This window comes from Streptantibioticus parmotrematis, from assembly GCF_019890615.1.
GTDB classification, from domain to species: Bacteria; Actinomycetota; Actinomycetes; order Streptomycetales; family Streptomycetaceae; genus Streptantibioticus_D; species Streptantibioticus_D parmotrematis.
This window is the reverse complement of record NZ_JAINVZ010000001.1, coordinates 105,196-123,575: the sequence shown is the minus strand read 5'-3', so window position 1 is coordinate 123,575 and position 18,380 is coordinate 105,196. Positions and strand designations below refer to the sequence as shown.

14 protein-coding genes are annotated in these 18,380 nt (G+C 73.2%); 7 read left to right on the top strand and 7 right to left on the bottom strand.

Annotated features, from left to right (window positions below; genetic code table 11):
• Positions 1–4: 4 nt before the first annotated feature.
• Entirely contained in the window at positions 5–1,165 is a 1,161-nt protein-coding gene (locus K7472_RS32350; protein ID WP_252394905.1) for a LacI family DNA-binding transcriptional regulator, read from the bottom strand.
• A 229-nt stretch (positions 1,166–1,394) separates the two neighbouring features.
• Here K7472_RS32350 and K7472_RS00580 point away from each other — a divergent pair, with 229 nt between their 5' ends.
• From K7472_RS00580 to K7472_RS00565, 4 genes are all read left to right on the top strand, one after another.
• Positions 1,395–2,282, top strand: coding sequence for a carbohydrate ABC transporter permease (locus K7472_RS00580; RefSeq protein ID WP_222972911.1), 888 nt, complete (start codon positions 1,395–1,397; stop codon positions 2,280–2,282).
• Positions 2,279–3,199, top strand: coding sequence for a carbohydrate ABC transporter permease (locus K7472_RS00575; protein WP_222972910.1), 921 nt, complete (start codon positions 2,279–2,281; stop codon positions 3,197–3,199). Before K7472_RS00580 ends, K7472_RS00575 begins: the two co-directional genes overlap by 4 nt.
• Before the next feature lie 66 nt (positions 3,200–3,265).
• Positions 3,266–4,507, top strand: a complete 1,242-nt coding sequence (locus K7472_RS00570) for a glycoside hydrolase 5 family protein (RefSeq protein ID WP_222972908.1) — start codon at positions 3,266–3,268, stop codon at positions 4,505–4,507.
• Positions 4,508–4,555: 48 nt separating this feature from the next.
• Entirely contained in the window at positions 4,556–7,594 is a 3,039-nt protein-coding gene (locus K7472_RS00565) for an alpha-mannosidase (RefSeq protein ID WP_222972906.1), read from the top strand.
• Here K7472_RS00565 and K7472_RS00560 read toward each other — a convergent pair.
• Together K7472_RS00560 and K7472_RS00555 are read right to left on the bottom strand one after the other, a co-directional pair.
• On the bottom strand, positions 7,557–8,513 hold the full coding sequence (locus K7472_RS00560; protein WP_222972904.1) for a LysR substrate-binding domain-containing protein: 957 nt from the start codon (positions 8,511–8,513) through the stop codon (positions 7,557–7,559). The genes K7472_RS00565 and K7472_RS00560 overlap by 38 nt on opposite strands.
• A 48-nt stretch (positions 8,514–8,561) precedes the next feature.
• The gene (locus K7472_RS00555) at positions 8,562–9,788 is read right to left on the bottom strand and encodes a permease (RefSeq protein ID WP_222972902.1); all 1,227 of its coding nucleotides are present in this window, start codon (positions 9,786–9,788) and stop codon (positions 8,562–8,564) included.
• A gap of 250 nt (positions 9,789–10,038) precedes the next feature.
• Between K7472_RS00555 and K7472_RS00550 the strand changes: the two genes are divergently transcribed.
• Positions 10,039–11,292 carry a S53 family peptidase gene (locus K7472_RS00550; RefSeq protein ID WP_222972900.1) on the top strand — a complete coding sequence of 418 codons (1,254 nt, stop codon included), beginning with the start codon at positions 10,039–10,041 and terminating at the stop codon, positions 11,290–11,292.
• A gap of 74 nt (positions 11,293–11,366) precedes the next feature.
• Here the strand turns inward: K7472_RS00550 and K7472_RS00545 are convergent, their stop codons facing one another.
• On the bottom strand, positions 11,367–12,509 hold the full coding sequence (locus K7472_RS00545; protein WP_222972897.1) for a baeRF2 domain-containing protein: 1,143 nt from the start codon (positions 12,507–12,509) through the stop codon (positions 11,367–11,369).
• Positions 12,510–12,595: 86 nt separating this feature from the next.
• Between K7472_RS00545 and K7472_RS00540 the strand changes: the two genes are divergently transcribed.
• Positions 12,596–12,868 carry a DUF1876 domain-containing protein gene (locus tag K7472_RS00540; protein WP_222973505.1) on the top strand — a complete coding sequence of 91 codons (273 nt, stop codon included), beginning with the start codon at positions 12,596–12,598 and terminating at the stop codon, positions 12,866–12,868.
• Between the two features lie 118 nt (positions 12,869–12,986).
• On the opposite strand, the gene K7472_RS00535 is transcribed toward K7472_RS00540, so the two are convergent.
• Positions 12,987–13,412, bottom strand: a complete 426-nt coding sequence (locus K7472_RS00535; RefSeq protein ID WP_222972895.1) for a hypothetical protein — start codon at positions 13,410–13,412, stop codon at positions 12,987–12,989.
• A 47-nt stretch (positions 13,413–13,459) separates the two neighbouring features.
• Between K7472_RS00535 and K7472_RS00530 the strand changes: the two genes are divergently transcribed.
• Positions 13,460–15,589 (top strand): aconitate hydratase, encoded by a 2,130-nt coding sequence (locus tag K7472_RS00530; RefSeq protein ID WP_252394904.1) that lies wholly within the window; start codon positions 13,460–13,462, stop codon positions 15,587–15,589.
• On the opposite strand, the gene K7472_RS00525 is transcribed toward K7472_RS00530, so the two are convergent.
• On the bottom strand, positions 15,586–16,761 hold the full coding sequence (locus tag K7472_RS00525; RefSeq protein ID WP_222973501.1) for an ROK family transcriptional regulator: 1,176 nt from the start codon (positions 16,759–16,761) through the stop codon (positions 15,586–15,588). The two genes, K7472_RS00530 and K7472_RS00525, sit on opposite strands and share 4 nt — an antisense overlap.
• Before the next feature lie 78 nt (positions 16,762–16,839).
• Complete coding sequence (gene xylB / locus K7472_RS00520; RefSeq protein ID WP_222972894.1) at positions 16,840–18,264, bottom strand: xylulokinase; 1,425 nt, start codon at positions 18,262–18,264, stop codon at positions 16,840–16,842.
• Between the last annotated feature and the right edge of the window lie 116 nt (positions 18,265–18,380).

Genomic DNA, 18,380 nt, shown 5'->3' with positions numbered 1-18,380 from the left:
CGGGTCAGCGGCCCGGCGGGGGCGCGGTGCTCTCGCGCACGATCAGCTCGGGTGGCGGCACCCGGGCCACCCGGGCGGCTCCCCCGTCCAGCAACGCGGTCAGCTCCTCGGCCGCCGTCCTGCCGAACGCGATCGTGTCGCGGCCCAGCGCGGTGAGCCAGGGGTGCACCACCCGGCACAGCACGGAGTCCTCCCACGACACCACGGACACGTCCCCCGGGACGCTCAGCCCGGCGGCGGTGATCACGGCCGCGCCCGCGGCGGCCATCACGTCGTTGTCGTAGACGATCGCGGTCGGCGGGTCCGGCTCGGCCAGCACCCGGCGGGTGGCCGCGGCACCTTCGGCGTCGGAGTAGTCGGTGGGCACCGACCGCGCTTCGGTGAACCCGAGCCGGGCGGCCTCGGCACGCAGTGAGCGGACGCGGCGTGCGGTGTGGGCGAGGTTGGGCAGGCCGGCGATGTGGGCGACGCGGCGGTGACCGAGGGCGTGCAGATGGCCGGCGATCAACGCCATGCCTCCGGCGTCGTCGGCCCACACGGTGGACATCGTGGGATAGGCGGCGCGGGCGCCCTCCGTGGCATCCGTGGCATCCGTGGCATCCGCCGCGCCCGTGGCATCCGTGACGTCCGCCGTACCTGTGGCATTCACGACACCCATGGCATCCGCCGCGCCCTCGTCCACCGTGCCGCCGATGACGACGGTCGGCAGGCCCAGGGAGTCCAGCAGGCCGGGGCGCGGGTCGGTGGTGCGGGGGTCGACGACCAGCACGCCGTCCACCCGGTGTTCGGCCCACCAGCGGCGGTAGGTGGCGCATTCGGCCTCCACGTCCTCCACCACCTGGAAGAGCAGGCCGAGTTGACGCTCCGCCAGCACCTGCTGGACGCCGGAGACCAGTTGCAGGAAGAACGACTCCACGCCCAGGGTGGCGGCCGGGCGGGCCAGGATCAGGCCCACCGTGGCCGCGCCCTCGCCGGACAGGGCGCGGGCTGCCGTGCTGGGGCGCCAGCCGAGGTGTTCGGCGACCCGGCGCACCCGTTCGCGGGTGGCCTCCGAGACACCGGGGCGGTCGTTGAGCGCGAACGACACGGCGCTCTCGGACACACCGGCCCGGCGCGCGATGTCCTTCATGGTGGGTCTGCGGGCCCGGGCCCGGCGTTCCTCCATCTGCTCCCCCAGTCCGGACCGCGAAAAAGACTAATGCGCTTGAGTGATCTCACCCTAAAGCGCATTAGTCATCGCGGCAAGAGATGTCGGTAAACCCCTGACCTGGCACTTGGCGCACTAAATACTTTAGCTGCGGGGAATCCGTTGACACCGCCCGAGCGGGCGGGCAGGTTGTCGGTGCCGCACCGGCGGCGCCCGACGTTCGCCGTTCGCAGACCGAGGTGACCGCATGCCCCCAGCGCGTGGCATCCGCAGGCAACTGCCGACCAGTCCCTGGCTGTTCATGGCTCCGGGGATCCTGGTGGTGGCCGCCTTCATCCTGTTCCCGTTCGTCAGCACCGTGTGGAAGTCCTTCACCGACGCCCGGATGCTGGTGCCGGGCGGGTTCGTCGGCGTCGCCAACTACCGTGCGATGCTGGACGATCCGGCCTTCTGGACGTCCCTGCGCAACAGCGCGCTGTACGTCGTGATGGTGGTGCCCTGCACGGTCGTCCTGCCGCTGCTGCTGGCGTTGCTGGTGCGCCGCCAGATCCCCGGCATCGCCTTCTTCCGTGCCGCCTTCTACACCCCGGTCGTCGCCTCGGTCGTCGTGGTGGGCCTGATCTGGGTGTGGATGCTGGACGACCGGGGGCTGATCAACGGGGTGCTCCAGGCGCTGGGCGCCGGCAAGGTGGACTTCCTGGGGGACTCCTGGCTGCTGCTGTTCAGCGCGATGGCGGTCACGGTGTGGAAGGGCCTGGGGTACTACATGGTCATCTACCTCGCCGCGCTGGCCAACGTGCCGCGTGACCTGGTCGAGGCCGCCGAGGTGGACGGCGCGGGCCCGGTGCGGCGCTTCCTCAGCGTCACGGTGCCGGCCGTGCGCTCCACGATGGTGCTGGTCGCCGCGCTCTCCTCGGTCGCCGCGTTCAAGGTGTTCACCGAGGTGTACGTGATGGCCGGGCCCAACGGCGGGCCTGCGGGCGAGGACACCACGCTGGTGATGCTGGTACAGCAGGTCGGCACCGGCCTGTCCGGGCGCGTCGGCTACTCCTCGGCCATCTCCGTCGTGCTGTTCGTCATCACCCTCGGCCTGATGCTGCTGGTGCTGCGCGCCGACCGCAAGGAGGACATGTGACGACCGCCGTCACCCCTGCCACCGCCACCGACCCGCCCGAGCCCGAGGCCCACGGGCGCCCCCGGCGCCGGATCACGGAGCGGGACGGCCGCCGCATCCCGCCGTGGCAACTGGCCCTGCGCTACGCGCTCCTGCTGATCGTGCTGGCGGTGTGCGTGGGCCCGTTCCTGTGGCAGCTGTCGACTTCGCTCAAGGGGTCGCACGAGAACATCTACAGCTATCCGCCGAAGCTCCTGCCGTCCTCGCCCACCCTCCACAACTACGCGGGTGTGGCCGACATCATCCCGGTGTGGGACTACGCGCTCAACTCGCTGAAGGTGGCGGCCGCGAGCGTGCTCACCAACTGCGCGGGCGCCTCGCTCGCCGGATACGCGCTGTCCCGACTGCGCTTCCGGGGCCGCGCGGTGGCGGTGCTGGTCTTCCTGGTGGCGATGCTGGTGCCCGCCGAGAGCATCGTGATCTCCCAGTTCCTGACCATGCGTCAGCTCCACCTGAACAACACGCTGACGGCCGTCGTGCTGCCCGGGAGCATCGGCGCGATGAACGTGCTGCTGATGCGCAACGCCTTCTCCCACCTGCCGTACGAGGTCGAGGAAGCCGCGCTGGTGGACGGCGCCACCGTCTGGCAGCGCTTCTGGCGGATCGCCCTGCCGTCGGTCAAGGGCACGCTCGCGGTGGTCGCCATCTTCTCGTTCATGGGGGCGTGGGACGACTTCCTGTGGCCGCTGATCGTGCTGAGCGATCCGCACGAGTACACCCTGACGGTGGGGCTCAACTACCTGCACGGAACGTTCTCCAGCGATCAGCGGCTGGTGGCGGCCGGGACGATCATCGCCGTGGCGCCGCTGATCGTGATGTTCGCCTGCCTCCAGCGTTATTTCTTCCGTGGGGTGGGCGAAGGCGCCGTCAAGGGCTGAGCCCGCACCGCGACCGCCGCTTTCCGTACGTTCGCCACCTGCCCGTACGAACCGAACAGGACGCGTATGACATCCCCCCGCTTCGGCGTCAACTACACGCCCACGCGCGGCTGGTTCCACCACTGGCTCGACTTCGACCTGGACGAGGTGCGCGCCGACCTCGACTCGATCGCCGCGCTGGGCCTGGACCACCTGCGGGTCTTCCCCCTGTGGCCGGTCTTCCAGCCCAACCGCGCCGTCATCCGCCCGCGCGCGGTGGAAGACCTGCTGGCACTGGTCGACGCGGCGGGCGAACGCGGTCTCGACGTGGCGGTGGACGGGCTCCAGGGCCATCTGTCCAGCTTCGACTTCCAGCCGTCGTGGACCCGCACCTGGCACCGCCGCAACATGTTCACCGACCACGACGTGGTGGACGCCGAGGCGGAGTTGCTGCGCACGCTCGCCTCGGCGCTCGCGGCCAAGGGCAACTTCCTCGGCATGACGGTCGGCAACGAGGTCAACCAGTTCTCCTCCGGCCCGCACCCCGACCCCGACCGGATCGACGCCGCGCAGGCCGAGCGCTGGCTGCGCCGGATGCTCCAGGCCTGCGAGTCCGGCGCGCCGGGCCGCTTCCACCTGCACGCGGAGTACGACGCCGCCTGGTACCAGGACGACCACCCCTTCACCCCGGCGCACGCGGCACGGCTCGGCGCGGCCACCGCCGTGCACTCCTGGGTCTTCAACGGCACCGCGCAGCGCCACGGCACCGACGGCACCGCCACCCGTCACCACGCCGCCTACCTGATCGAGCTGTCCAAGGCCTGGGCGCGCGAACCGCACCGGCCGGTGTGGTTGCAGGAGGTCGGCGCGCCCGCGCCGCACGTCCCCGCCGACCGGGCGGCCGAGTTCACCACGGCGACCGTCGAGGCCGCGCTGGACTGCGCGGACGTGTGGGGAGTCACCTGGTGGTGCTCGCACGACGTCGACCGCTCGCTCGCCGACTTCCCCGAGCTGGAGTACGGCCTCGGCCTGCTCACCACCGACCGCGAGGTCAAACCCGCCGGGCGGGCGCTGGCCGAGTCGGTCGAGCGGTGGCGGGGGCGCGAGCACCGTCCGGCACCCCGGACCACCGCGCTGGTGGTCGACGTCGGACCCGATGCCACGAGGCGGTCGGTCTGCGCGCCGGGCGGCGAGGTCTTCGAGGCGTTCGCCCGGCTGACCGCGCAGGGCCTGCGGCCGACCACCGTGCTGTCCGAACTGGCTCAGGATTCACGGCACTTGGCCTCCCGTGGGATCACCCGCGTGGTGCTCCCCGCCGAGGTCCGATGAGCACGTTTCCCACACCCCGTTCCGCCCCGACCCTCCGGAGCCCATGCCATGCATGACGACCGTGCCCTGATCGAGGCCCGCCTCAAGCGCGTGCTGGACGAGCGCGTCCGGCCCGCCGTGTACCCCGCCCACGTTCCGCTGGACGTCGCGGTGTGGCACGCGCCGGGCGAGCCGGTGCCCGTGGCCGAGGGGCTGGCCGCCGAGCACACCCCGGTGCGGGTCGGTGACCGGTGGGGTGCGCCGTGGGGCACGAGCTGGTTCCGGGTGACCGGCACGGTGCCGCCGCGGTGGGCGGGCCGCACCGTGGAGGCGCTGCTCGATCTGGGATTCGACGAGAACATGCCGGGCTTCCAGTGCGAGGGCCTGGTGTACCGCCCGGACGGCTCCCCGGTGAAGGGCCTCAACCCGCGCAATCAATGGGTGCGGATCGGCTCCCCGGTGACCGGCGGCGAGCGGGTCGAGCTGCACGTCGAGGCCGCGTCGAATCCGGTGATCCTCGACTACCACCCGTTCCTGCCCACCGAGTTGGGCGACAGGGACACCGCGGGGGACGAGCCGCAGTACCGGCTGGCGCGCATGGACCTCGCGGTCTTCGACGAGACGGTGTGGCACCTGGTGATGGACCTGGAGGTGCTGGGCGAGCTGATGCCCGAACTGCCCGCGGACGGCGCACGGCGCCACACCGTGCTGCGCGCCGTGGCCCGCGCTCTGGACGCCATCGACCTCCAGGACGTGAACGGCACCGCGGACGCGGCCCGCGCCTGCCTGCGCGAGGTGCTCTCCTCCCCCGCCGAACCCACGGCCCACCGCATCAGTGCGGTCGGGCACGCCCACATCGACTCGGCGTGGCTGTGGCCGCTGCGGGAGACAGTGCGCAAGGTGGCACGGACCACAGCGAACATGACGGCGCTGCTGGAGGACGAGCCGGACTTCGTGTACGCGATGTCGCAGGCCCAGCAGTACGCGTGGATCAAGGAGCACCGCCCGGAGGTCTACGCGAAGGTGAAGAAGGCGGTCGCCGAGGGGAGGTTCGTGCCGACCGGAGGGATGTGGGTGGAGTCGGACACCAACATGCCGGGCTCGGAGGCGATGGCCCGTCAGTTCGTGCACGGCAAGCGGTTCTTCCTCGACGAGTTCGGCGTCGAGAACGAGGAGGCGTGGCTGCCCGACACGTTCGGCTTCGCGGCGGGACTGCCGCAGATCATCAAGGCCGCGGGCACCAAGTGGCTGCTGACGCAGAAGATCTCGTGGAGCCGGACCAACGTCTTCCCGCACCACACCTTCCACTGGGAGGGCATCGACGGCACCCGGATCTTCACGCACTTCCCACCGGTCGACACCTACAACTGCTCGATGCAGGGCAAGGAGATCGCGCACGCCGCGCGCAACTTCAAGGACAAGGGGGTCGCCCGGCACTCGCTGGCGCCCACCGGCTGGGGTGACGGAGGCGGTGGCACGACACGGGAGATGGTCGCCAAGGCCGCCCGGATGCGTGACCTGGAGGGCTCGGCCCGCGTCGAGTGGGAGACCCCGGCGGCGTTCTTCGCGAAGGCGGAGGCGGAGTACCGGCACGCGCCGGTGTGGATGGGCGAGTTGTACCTGGAGCTGCACCGGGCCACCCTCACCAGCCAGGCCCGCACCAAGCAGGGCAACCGCCGCAGCGAACACCTGCTCTACGAGGCGGAGTTGTGGGCGGCGACGGCCGCCGTGCGTACCGGGTCCCGCTACCCGTACGAGGAGCTGGACCGATTGTGGAAGACGGTGCTGCTGCACCAGTTCCACGACATCCTGCCCGGCTCCTCGATCGCCTGGGTGCACCGTGAGGCGGAGGCCACGTACGCCCGGGTGGCCCGTGAGCTTGGTGGGATCGTCGACGCGGCGCAGCGGGCGCTCGCGGGGGACGCGGGATCGGGCGGTACCGTCGTGTTCAACGCCGCGCCGCACGCGCGCGGTGGCGTGCCCGCGGCGGGCGCGGCGCCCCGCCCGGTCGTTCAGGGCGCGACGACCGTGAGCGATCGCGTGGGCGGCGGGTACGTGCTGGACAACGGGCTGCTGCGGGTCGAGGTGGACGCGCGCGGCCTGGTGGTGTCCGCGTACGACGTCGCGGCCGGCCGGGAGACGATCGCCCCGGGCCGGGCGGGCAACCTGCTCCAACTGCATCCGGACTTCCCCAATATGTGGGACGCGTGGGACGTGGACGCCTTCTACCGCGACACGGTGACCGACCTGACCGAGGCCGAGGCCGTCGGGCCGGTGGCCGGGGCGGACGGCTGCGTGCGGGTGGTGCGCCGCTTCGGCTCCTCGCGGGTGGAGCAGCGGCTGACGCTGCCCGCGGGTGCCGGGCGGCTGGAGATCGACACGGAAGTGGACTGGCACGAGACGGAGAAGTTCCTCAAGCTCGCCTTTCCGCTCGACGTCCACGCCGACCGCTACGCCTCCGAGACGCAGTTCGGCCACCTGTACCGGCCGACGCACACCAACACCAGTTGGGACGCGGCCAGGTTCGAGGCGTGCAACCACCGCTTCCTGCACGTCGGCGAGCCCGGCTGGGGCGTCGCGCTGGTCACCGACTCGACGTACGGCCACGACGTGGCCCGCACGGTCCGCGAGGAGGACCGGGGCACCACGACCACGGTACGGGCCTCGCTCCTGCGCGCGCCCCGCTTCCCCGATCCCCGCACCGACCAGGGAACGCACCGCTTCCGGCACGCCCTGGTGCCGGGCGCGCGCGTGGTGGACGCGGTGCGCGAGGGCTACCGCGTCAACCTGCCGGAGCGCCTGGTGCCGGGCGACGCGCGGGTCGCGCCGCTGGTCGCGGTGGACGACGCGGCGGTCGTGGTCACCGCGGTGAAGCTCGCGGACGACGCGAGCGGCGACGTGGTGGTGCGGCTCTACGAGTCGCTGGGCGGCCGCGCACGGGCCCGGTTGCGGGCGGGGTTCGAGGTCGGCGAGGTCGTGCGGTGCGATCTGCTGGAACGGCCGCTGGGCGCACCGGAGTCGGCGGTGGCCGACGGCGAAGTGCCTTTGTCGTTGCGGCCGTTCGAGCTGGTCACGCTCCGCCTGACACGCCGTCGGGCCGCGGACTGACCGTCTCGTGTGCCCAGGCCGCCGTGATGCGGTCGGCCTGGGCGCGCAGGGCGTCCAGCAGGTCGGCCGCGCTGCGCGAAATGGTGGAACGCAGCATGGCGACCGCGATCCGCCGGGCCAGCGGCGGCCCGTCGAGCGGGCGGACGGCTATGTCGTCACGTGGTGAGCCGAGCGCCAGCCGGGGCAGCAGCGCGACGCCGACCCCGGCGGCGACGAAGCCCTGGATCACGCCGTAGTCGTCGGTGCGCAGCGCGTGCAGCGGCTCGTAGCCGACCTGGCGGCAGGCCCAGGTCAGCAGCCGGTCGCAGGGGTCCCAGTCGGTGGTGCCGACGATCCACGCCTCTTCGCGCAACGCGGCCAGCGGCACGCGGTCCCGTGCCGCGCAGGGGTGGTCGGCGGGCAGCGCGAGCAGCAGGGGGTCGTCCAGCAGCGGGTGGACGTCCACGTCGTCCTCCAGGTCGAGCCGGTCACCGGGCTGCGAGAAGACCAGCGACAGATGGAGCTGACGGGACCTCAACCCGTCCAACAGGGCCGGGAGTTCACCCTCGGTCAGCGACAGCTCGACGCCCTGGCCGCGCAGGGACTTGACGGCGGGCGGCAGCAGCAGCGCGCCCGCCGTGGGAAAGGTGCCGACCCGCAGTGTGGGCGTGCCGTGCTCGACCAGGTCGCGTACCTCCTTCTCGGCCAGTTGCACCCGGCTCAGCACGGCGTCGGCGTGCGGCAGCAGCGCCTCACCCACCTCGGTCAGCGTGGCCCCGCGCGAGCCGCGCCGCACCATCCGGGCCGAGAAGTGGGACTCCAGGGACGCCAGGTGGTGGGTGACGGTGGGCTGGCTGTAGTGCAGGGCGCGGGCGGCCCCGGCCAGCGAGCCCTCCCGGGCGATCGCCCGCAGCACCTGGAGATGACGCAGATCCAACATGGCACCAGCCTATAGACACACTATGGAGCCGACGCCGGATCGCCAGCCTCAGCCGCTCCCCTGCGGGCTGTCGCCACTGCCCGACGAGGGCCCTCCTCCCATCATCCGCAGCATGCCCGCTCCCCCGCTGCGCCAGAACCGCGTCAGCAGCGCGACCGCCACGGCCAGGAAGACGATGTTGAGCCACGTGGTGTAGTCCCACGAGACGCCCTGGGCGGGAACGCGGGCGTCCGCCTGGTCCGGGACCAGGCCCAGCACGCCGAAGACCCCTTCCACCACGTATCCGGCCAGCACCGCGGCGGCGTAGAAGGTCCCCAGCAGGAACACGGCCGTCCGGGCGCCGTAGTACCTGCGGTAGATCGACAGGATCGGCACGATGAGCAGGTCCGCGAAGATGAACGCGACCACCCCGCCGAAGCTGATCCCGCCCTTCCACAGCACCACCGCCAGCGGCACGTTGCCGACCGAGCAGACGAACGAGGCGATGGCGACCGCGGGCCCGACCAGCGGCCCCCACACCTTGGCGACCACGGGGTGCCCGGAGAAGAAGAAGGTCCGCCAGAAGGCGTCCGGCACCCACGCCGCCACCGCGCCCGCGATCAGCAGCCCCAGCAGCATGTCCCGCAGGATCGCCGCCCACTCCATCACGAACACGTGGCTGACGGAGGTGAAGCCCTCCCCGGACAGCAGCCGCCGCGCGAACGAGCCCTCCCGGCGCACCGACATGTCCATCGCGGCGTGTCCCTCCATCGCCCCGGCGACCCCACGCTCCGCCTGCGCCCGCGCCGCCCGCAGCAGGGCCGGGCGCAGCAGCAGCCGGAATCCCACCGCCAGCAGCACGATCATCACCGCACCGCCGGCGAACTCGGCGAGCGTGAACTGCCATCCCATCAACAGGGCCAGGATCACGCCGAGTTCGACGACGAGGTTGGTCGACGCCACCTCGAACGCCATGGCCGCCGTGAAGTCCGCGCCCTTCACGAACAGCGAACGGGCCAGCGCCACGGCCGCGTACGAGCAGGAGGAGGACGCGATCCCGAAGGCCGAGGCGAGCGCGAGGGTGCGGGGCCGGTCGTCACCGAGGAGGGTCACGACGGTGGACTTGCGCACGACCGCCTGCACGACGGCGGACAGCCCGAAACCGAGGACCAGGGCCCAGGTGATCTCCCACGTCATCGATCCGGCGATGGACAGCGCGTGGACGATGGCGTGCCCGGCGTCGGAAGCGGCGCCGTCCGCCGACCACACCGCGATCGATGCCCCGTTGGTCACCATTCGCCCCACCCTACCCGGCGCGGTCCCCAACTCCCGTACGCCGCGCATCTTGTGAGGACCCCATGACTCCGCTACGTTCCCGTCAGACACCACTGAGCGGGGTGGCAAACCAGGCAGCATTGTCATGCCCACGTCGCATGGTGGCGGTCGCGCACGACGCGTTCCCCTTCACCGCTCCCCGGGACCATGCCGATCCGCCGCCCCACAACGGCACGCGTGTGGTCCCCCACCCCCACTGGGAGGGCTCACCTTGTCCACCTCGACTCCTGCCCGCAGGCGCCACATCCAGCGCGTCGCGGGCGCGGTGGTGTCCGCCGCCGCACTGGTCACCGCCGGCCTCGCCACCGCGGGCCCGGCAGGCGCCGCGACGGCCACCGCCGCCTCGGCCGGCCACGCCCACCAGATCCACGTCAAGCGCCTGTGTTCGCAGCCCAAGCCCGGCATGATGGCCTGCAACGCGCTGGTGCGCACGGACGTCAAGCAGAAGATGGCCCTCGGGCGCGACGACGCCCCTTCCGGTTACGGGCCCTCCGACCTGCAGAGCGCGTACAACCTGCCCTCGGACGGCGGCGCGGGCCAGACGGTCGCCATCGTCGACGCCCAGGACGACCCCAACGCCGAACAGGACCTGGCCACCTACCGCCAGCAGTACGGCCTGCCCGCCTGCACCTCGGACAGCGGCTGCTTCCAGAAGGTCGACCAGGACGGCAGCACCAACTACCCGACCGCGGACTCCGGTTGGGCGGGCGAGATCTCGCTCGACCTCGACATGGTCTCCGCCATCGCCCCCAACGCGCACATCATCCTGGTCGAGGCGAACTCCGCCAGCATGGACGACCTGGGCACCGCCGTGAACCAGGCGGTCAGCATGGGCGCGAAGTTCGTCTCCAACAGCTACGGCGGTTCCGAGGACTCCTCGGACACCCAGGCCGACAGCCAGTACTTCAACCACCCGGGCGTCGCCATCACGGCCTCGGCGGGCGACTCCGGCTACGGCGTGGAGTACCCCGCCGCCTCGCCGGGCGTCACCGCAGTCGGCGGCACCAGCCTCACCCAGGACGACAGCCAGCGCGGCTGGAGCGAGACCGTGTGGGGCAGCTCCGACGGCGGCGAGGGCACCGGCTCCGGCTGCTCGACCGTCGAGCCCAAGCCGTCCTGGCAGACCGACGCGGACTGCTCGAACCGCACGGTCGCGGACGTCTCGGCGGTCGCCGACCCGGCCACCGGTGTCGCCACCTACGACAGCTACCAGTCCGGCGGCTGGCAGGTCGTCGGCGGCACCAGCGCCGCTTCGCCGATCATCGCCTCGGTCTACGCCGACGCGGGCACGCCGTCCGCCGACAGCAACCCGGCCTCGTTCCCCTACGCCAACACCTCCGCGCTCAACGACGTCACCTCCGGCTCCAACGGCAGTTGCGACGACTACCTGTGCAACGCGGGTGACGGTTACGACGGCCCGACCGGCCTCGGCACCCCGAACGGCCTGACGGCGTTCACCGGCTGACGCTCCATCAGCACATCAGCGGGCCCGGCACGCGCGGTGCGTGCCGGGCCCGCCCCGTCGCGTACGAGCACGTCTCACGCGCTCCAGCGCAGCACCGCCCCGATGCCGCCCGCCGGCCGGGACGCCTCGCGCGGCACCGTCAGCACCTCGGCGTCCGTCGCGGCGGCGCACCGCAGCAGAGCGTCGTCCGCCCGGGCGGGCACCGGTTCACGCACCCCCATCGCGCGCAGGTCGGAGCGCTCGACGCCGACCTGGTCGTTGCCCGGCCCGATCCACACCTGACGCCCGCCGTCCGGTGCCTCCTCGCGCATCAGCAAGGTGGCGACCTGGTGACCGCGGGCGGCCTCCACCACGGACGGCACGCCCTCGGCGGCGTCGCCCGGGGAGCTGTCGGAGCCGAAGCGGCCGTGTTCGCCGGGACGTCCGCGCCCGGAGCCGAACCGGTCGAGCACGTCGTCCCGATGGTGTTCGGCGAACTCCTCACGGGCCCGTTCGATCTCCCGGTCGAGGGTCCCGTTCGACCGGGCGGTCCTGCTGCCGCCGCACGTCTCGACGGTGATGTCGCGCAGCGGCTCGGGCAGCCGGTCGCGCACCGCCGAGCGCTCCCCGGGGTCGCCGGTGAGGACCAGCATCTCGGGGCGGTACCGGGCCCACTGGCGGGCCATCTCCCCGGCGATCACCTCCGCGGTCTCGTGCCAGGCGTTCTCCACCCGGTTGCGGTAGTGCCACTCGTAGCGGTCGGCGGGGAGGCTGCGGTGCCCGCGGCCCTGCCAGCGCACGCCCCGGGCGCGGCCGACGGGCCTGCGGCCGCCCTCGTCGCGGCGTTCGAGGTCGGCGCCGTCGTGGTCGATGTAGGCGACCACGCAGGCCGGCTCGTCGTGGTGGAGCGTGAGCAGCGGCGCTACGTGCGGCAGCGTGCTCCAGCTCGCCTCGACGACCGGCGGGGCCTCGGTGAGCGGCACGTCCACCACCACGTCACCGTCCGCGGCGAACAGCGCCCGGCCCATGGGGGAGCCGGAGACCGGCTCCGCGGCGAGCCGGTCGGCGATCGCGTCGCGGGTGCGGGCGTCGGCGCCCTGTTCCGCGAGTTGCTCGGTCACCGCGCGGCGGCGCAGTTCCGCCTGCTTGGCCGCGTCCTGGACGGCCCGGGAGGTGTCCAGGTAGACCGAGGCCCAGGGGCCGGGGTGGGCCAGCGGCCTGAGGAATCCGAGTTCCATGATCTCCCCCAGAGGTTCGGGGACGGTTTTCGGGGCGAACCGGCGCGGGTGCACCCTGGATGTGAAGCGAGGAGAAGGTGATCGCCATGCGGGCGCTCGACGAGTGGCACATCGACCTGGACTTCAGGGAGGACGGCGACAAGGAGACGCGTACCGCGGCGTCGCTGCGCCTGCCGGACGACACGCGGATACGCGCCGAGGGCCACGCCCGCCGCCATCCGCACGATCCGTTGCAGACCAAGGTGGGCGAGGAACTGGCGGCGGCCCGCGCTCTCAACGACCTGGCCCGGCAGTTGCTGGCCAAGGCCGCCGACGACATCGAGTCCGCCACGCACCACCCGGCGCATCCGGCGATGTGATCCGGAACCCAGTCCGGCGACGTGATCCGGAATCCGGCGCGCCGCGCGAGAGGTGTTTCCCGTCGCGCGGCGTCCGGTGTCGTCGGCACCTGTGCGCGGCGCCTCAGTGGCCGAAGCCTCAGTGGCCGAACAGGTGCCGCCGGTGGCGGGTGCCGCCGTGCCTGCCCGTGCCGACCGGTTCCGCGCGCGAGGCGCCACCGGTCCCGTCGTCCACGCCCTGGTAGGGGGCCGTGGCGTCCTGCCTCCTGCGGGCCGCCATCGCGTCGCGTTCCGCCGCGGCGCCCGCGGCCTCGTTGCGGGCCGCGCGCAGGTTGGAGCGGCGCCGCCGCATCAGGGCCCCGCCGGTGGAGAGCATCGCCAGGCCCAGGCAGAAGATCAGGGCCAGGGCGAGCCCGGCGAGGAAGGCGGCGAGCGTGTTCATCGTCGCGATGTGGTTCCCCAGAACCGACACGCTGTAGTTCGGTCCGCCAGAGATGTTGTCGGCGATCACCAGACCGGTGAACGCGGCCGTCGCGGCCATCAGGAGAAGCCCCAGGAGGAGCATCGCAGTCACCTCGATTCATGTGCTTCCTGCGATTTCGGGTACCCGAAATGCCGGGGTTCAACATGGCCGAGCGGCGGGAGCGGAGAATGGACGGCACCTCGGGCACTTCAAGCACCTCAAGCACCTCAAGCACCTCGAAGGCGGCGGACAACGGCACGAAGGCGAGCGGTACGAAGGCGGGCGACGCGGAGGCGAGCAGCGGAAAGGCGCACGGCACGGTGGCGCAGCGGCTGATCGAGGACCACCTGCTGGACGGCCCGATGGTGCCGGGCGAGGAGATCGCCCTGCGGGTGGACCAGACGCTGACGCAGGACGCCACCGGCACGCTGGTGATGCAGGAGCTGGAGGCCCTCGGTCTGGACCGGGTGCGCACCGAGGTGAGCGTGCAGTACGTCGACCACAACATCCTCCAGGCCGACGAGCGCAACGCGGAGGACCACGTCTTCCTGCGCTCGGCCGCGCGGCGCTTCGGCCTGTGGTTCTCCAAGCCGGGCAACGGTGTCTCGCACCCCACCCACATGCAGCGCTTCGGCATCCCCGGCCGCACCCTGATCGGCTCCGACTCCCACACCTGCGCCGCCGGGTCGCTGGGCATGCTGGCGATCGGCACCGGCGGCCTCGAAGTGGCGCTCGCCATGGCGGGCCGCCCGCTGTACGTGACGATGCCGCGCATCTGGGGCGTGCGGCTGACCGGCCAGCTGCCGCCGTGGGTGAGCGCCAAGGACGTGGTGCTGGAGATGCTGCGGCGGCACGGGGTGAAGGGCGGCGTCCAGCGGATCATCGAGTACCACGGCCCCGGGCTCGCCGGGCTGACCGCGATGGACCGCCACGTCATCGCCAACATGGGCGCCGAGCTGGGTGCCACCGCCACCGTCTTCCCGTCCGACGAGGCGGTGCGCGCGTTCCTGGCGGCCGAGGGGCGGGCGGAGGACTTCGCGGAGCTGGCGACCGAGCCGGACGCCGCGTACGACCTCGACGAGGAGATCGACCTGTCGTCGCTGGAGCCGCTGATCGCCCGGCCGACCTCCCCGGGCAACGTGGTGCCGGTGCGGGAGGTGGCGGGCGAGCCGGTCGGGCAGGCGGTGATCGGGTCGAGTGCCAACCCGGGGTTGCGGGACTTCGCGATGGCCGCCGCGATGGTCGAGGGGCGGCAGACGGCGGGCTCGGTGAGCTTCGACGTCAATCCGACCTCCCGCGAGATCCTCCAGGACCTCACCCGGTCCGGCGCGACGTTCGCGCTGATCGCCGCGGGCGCCCGTATCCACCAGGCGGGGTGTCTCGGCTGCATCGGCATGGGCCAGGCGCCCGCGGCGGGCCGCAACTCGCTGCGCACCTTCCCGCGCAACTTCCCCGGCCGTTCCGGCACCGAGGACGACGCGGTGTGGCTGTGCTCTCCGGAGACCGCGGCGGCCTCGGCGCTCACCGGGGTGATCACCGACCCGCGCGAGTGGGCCGGCACGCACGAGGTGGCGTACCCGCGGCTGCGGCTGCCGGACCGGGCGTCCGTCAACACCGCGATGCTCCAGCCGCCGCTGCCCGCCGGGGAGGCGGCACGGGTGGAGCTGGAGCGCGGGCCCAACATCTCCGCGCTGCCCGACCTCGACCCGCTGCCCGACACGGTCGAGGGCCCGGTGCTGATCAAGGCGGGTGACGACGTGTCCACCGACGAGATCTCCCCGGCCGGTGCGAAGGCGCTGCCGTACCGGTCCAACATCCCGAAGCTCGCCGAGTTCACCCTCACCCGGCTCGACCCGGACTACCCGCGGCGGGCGGCGAAGACGCGGGAGGACGGCGGTCACCTGATCGTGGCCGGGGAGAACTGGGGGCAGGGCTCGTCCCGCGAGCACGCCGCCATCACCCCGCGCTACCTGGGGCTGCGGGCGGTGCTGGCGAAGTCGTTCGCCCGGATCCACTGGCAGAACCTCGCCAACTTCGGCGTGCTGGCGCTGGAGTTCGACGACCCGGCGGACCACGACCGTATCGAGGCGGACGACCGCCTGCGGCTGACCGGGCTGCGCGCGGCGATGGCCCCGGACGCGCCGCCCGGGCTGCGGGTGCGCAACGTGACGCGCGACGAGGAGTACGCCGTGCACCACCGGCTGTCGCCCCGGCAGCGTCGCGCGGTCCTGGCGGGCGGGGTGATCGCGGCCCTGGCGCGGGAAGGGGACCGGGACTAGGCGGACCGGTCCGCGCGACCTGCCGCGTAGCCGCCGGGGTCGCCGACGATCCGGCGCACGGTCACCATGGCGGCGCCCAGCACGGGTCCGCCGCGGCCCAGCGCGGAGAGGGTCAGCGTCTGCGGGTGCCACGGCCGCACCGCCACCCGCGCGGCGAGTTCGCGGCGCATCGCGGGCAGCAGCCACGTGCCCAGTTCCGCGTAGGCGCCGCCGAGGACGACCGCTGCCGGGTCGATGAGGTTGACCGCGCCGGCCAGCGCGATGCCGAGGGCGGCGCCCGCGCGGTCCAGAGCGTCCAGGACGGCGGGCTGCGACCGCTGGGCGCGCCGGGCGAGTTCGGTCACCGGGTCGCCGGTCGCGGCGTCGAGTCCCGCCGCGCGCAGCACCGCGGCCTCCCCCGCGTACTGCTCCAGGCAGCCGCGCGCGCCGCACGCGCACGGCGGGCCGTCCGGACGCACCGGCACGTGGCCCAGCTCGCCCGCGAAGCCCGAGGCGCCCCGGAAGATCGCGCCGCCGACGAGCAGTGCCGCGCCGATGCCGGCCTCCGCCGAGATGTGCACGGCGTCGGCGGCGCCAGCGCCGCACCACAGGTCGGCGAGCGCGCCGAGGTTGGCCTCGTTGTCGACGTCCAGCGGCAGCGCGGCCAGCGGGTCCGGGAGCCGTTCACGCAGCAGGTCCGCCACGGGTACGCGGCGCCAGCCCAGGTTGGGCGCGTGCGCGACCTGCCCTTCCGCGGCGCCCACCAGGCCGGGCACCGCGACCACGGTCCCGGCCGGATGCGGCACTGCGGTTTCCGTCAACTCGGCCGCGATGCGAGCGAGTTGACCGAGCACGACGTCCGGCGTGCGTCGGCGGTTGTCGGCCGGGACCCGTACCGAGGCGCGGATCCGGCCGCCGAGGTCGACCAGGCAGGCGCCCAGGTGGCCCACCCCGATCTCCAGGCCGAGTCCGGCCGGTCCCTCCGCGTCCACCACCAGATCGCTGCCGGGGCGGCCGACGCGTCCGCTGGGTGCGGGACCGCGTTCCGCGACCAGCCCTGCGGTCCGCAACTCCTCCACCAGGCTGGAGACGGCGGCCCTGGTCAGGCCGGTGGCGTCGGCGACCCGGGCGCGCGAGACCGGGCCCGACGCGGCGACCTCGCCCATGACCAGGGCGAGGTTCTGCCGTCGCATGCCCTGCTGGGAGGCGGGCCGCACGGCCTCGGTCCGCGGCACCTGGTCCTCCTCGTCCCGCGCCCGCCGGGTGGTCGGTCAGCCGGTGGGTCCGGTCAGCAGTTCACGGGCGCGGGCCAGAGTACCGGCGATCCGTTCGAGGGCGGAGTCGTCCCGGGCCACCGGCTCCAGCAACGGCCCGTCGGCGGTGCGCCAGCGCCGGGCGACGTCGTAGGGCGACTCGCCGGTGAGCAGTCCCGCGGCCTGCGCCGCCGCGCCCAGCGCCACCGGCTCCCGGGCGCGTGGCACCCGCACCGGCCGACCGGACAGCCGCAGTACCGTGCGCCGCCAGGCCTCGCCGCGGGCGCCGCCCCCGATGAGCAGCAGTTCACCGGCGGGCTCGGCGCTCTCACCACCTGCCCGCAGTACGTCGTCCAGCGCGGTCAGCAGGGAGTGGACGGCGCCGTCGTAGGCGGCCTGGAGGAGCTGGCCCGCGGTGGTGTCGTGCCGCAGTCCGTGCAACAGCCCTGAGGCGAGGGGCAGGTTGGGGGTGCGCTCGCCGTCCAGGAAGGGCAGCACGACGGCGGAACCGCCCGGTTCGACGGCCTCCCGGTCCAGTCCGAGCAGCGCCGCCAACCGGTCGACCGCCAGCGTGCAGTTGAGGGTGCAGGCCAGCGGCAGCCAGTCGGTCCCGGCGTCGGCGAAGCCCGCGACGGTGCCGCTCGGGTCGGCCGGGCGGCCACGGGTGACCGCGTGGACCGTGCCGGAGGTGCCGAGGCTCAGCACGGGGACACCCGGCGGCAGGCCGAGGCCGAGGGCGGCGGCCATGTTGTCGCCGGTGCCCGCGGCCACCGCGGTGCCGGGGCGCAGGGGTGTGCCGTCGCGCACCTCACCGGCGGCCTCGCCCGCGGGCACCACGCGCGGCAGCGCGGCCGGGTCCAGGCCGAGGTCGCGCAGCAGTTCCTCGTCGTATCCGTCCGGCGTCCACCAGCCGGTGCCGGAGGCGTCGCCCCGGTCGGTGACGGCCGTCGACGTCAGCCGCTCGGTGAGGTAGTCGTGCGGCAGCCGCACACCCGCGACGCGATCGGCGGCGTCGGGCTCGTTCTCGCGCAGCCAGGCCCACTTGGCGACGGTGAACGCGGCCGTGGGCACCGAGCCGGCGCGGCGCGCCCAGGCGTCCGCGCCGAGGCGCCGGGTGAGTTCCTCGGCCTGCGGCGCGGAGCGCACGTCGTTCCACAGCAGGGCCGGGCGCACCGGCTCGGCCGCCGCGTCCAGGGTGACCAGGCCGTGCTGCTGGCCGCCGACGGAGACCGCGGCGGCCCGGTCGGCGTGTCCGGTGGCCTCGACCGCGGTGCCGAACGCCCGCCACCACTCGCCGGGATCGCTCTCCCGGCCCGCTCCGGTGCTGACGGTGTGCGGGGCGTGTCCCTGGCCCAGCACCTCGCCGGTCTCCACCGCGACGGCAACCGCCTTGGTCGCCTGGGTCGAGCTGTCGACGCCGATGACCACGGGGCCGTGCGTCATGGGGGGCTCCTTCACGTTGACGGATTTCACGTTCACGGGCTTCACGTCGGCGGGGCGACGGCACGGGGGGTTCCCCGGGCGCGGTCCGCATACTAGTTTGTTTTCCGCGTTTACTA

What these genes read in the sequence shown, in the direction of transcription:
- K7472_RS32350 (WP_252394905.1), bottom strand. Translation starts at nt 1,165, where the DNA reads ATGGAGGAACGCCGGGCCCGGGCCCGCAGACCCACCATGAAGGACATC.
- K7472_RS00580 (WP_222972911.1), top strand. Translation starts at nt 1,395, where the DNA reads ATGCCCCCAGCGCGTGGCATCCGCAGGCAACTGCCGACCAGTCCCTGG.
- K7472_RS00570 (WP_222972908.1), top strand. Translation starts at nt 3,266, where the DNA reads ATGACATCCCCCCGCTTCGGCGTCAACTACACGCCCACGCGCGGCTGG.
- K7472_RS00565 (WP_222972906.1), top strand. Translation starts at nt 4,556, where the DNA reads ATGCATGACGACCGTGCCCTGATCGAGGCCCGCCTCAAGCGCGTGCTG.
- K7472_RS00560 (WP_222972904.1), bottom strand. Translation starts at nt 8,513, where the DNA reads ATGTTGGATCTGCGTCATCTCCAGGTGCTGCGGGCGATCGCCCGGGAG.
- K7472_RS00555 (WP_222972902.1), bottom strand. Translation starts at nt 9,788, where the DNA reads ATGGTGACCAACGGGGCATCGATCGCGGTGTGGTCGGCGGACGGCGCC.
- K7472_RS00545 (WP_222972897.1), bottom strand. Translation starts at nt 12,509, where the DNA reads ATGGAACTCGGATTCCTCAGGCCGCTGGCCCACCCCGGCCCCTGGGCC.
- K7472_RS00540 (WP_222973505.1), top strand. Translation starts at nt 12,596, where the DNA reads ATGCGGGCGCTCGACGAGTGGCACATCGACCTGGACTTCAGGGAGGAC.
- K7472_RS00535 (WP_222972895.1), bottom strand. Translation starts at nt 13,412, where the DNA reads ATGCTCCTCCTGGGGCTTCTCCTGATGGCCGCGACGGCCGCGTTCACC.
- K7472_RS00530 (WP_252394904.1), top strand. Translation starts at nt 13,460, where the DNA reads ATGCCGGGGTTCAACATGGCCGAGCGGCGGGAGCGGAGAATGGACGGC.
- K7472_RS00525 (WP_222973501.1), bottom strand. Translation starts at nt 16,761, where the DNA reads ATGCGACGGCAGAACCTCGCCCTGGTCATGGGCGAGGTCGCCGCGTCG.
- xylB (WP_222972894.1), bottom strand. Translation starts at nt 18,264, where the DNA reads ATGACGCACGGCCCCGTGGTCATCGGCGTCGACAGCTCGACCCAGGCG.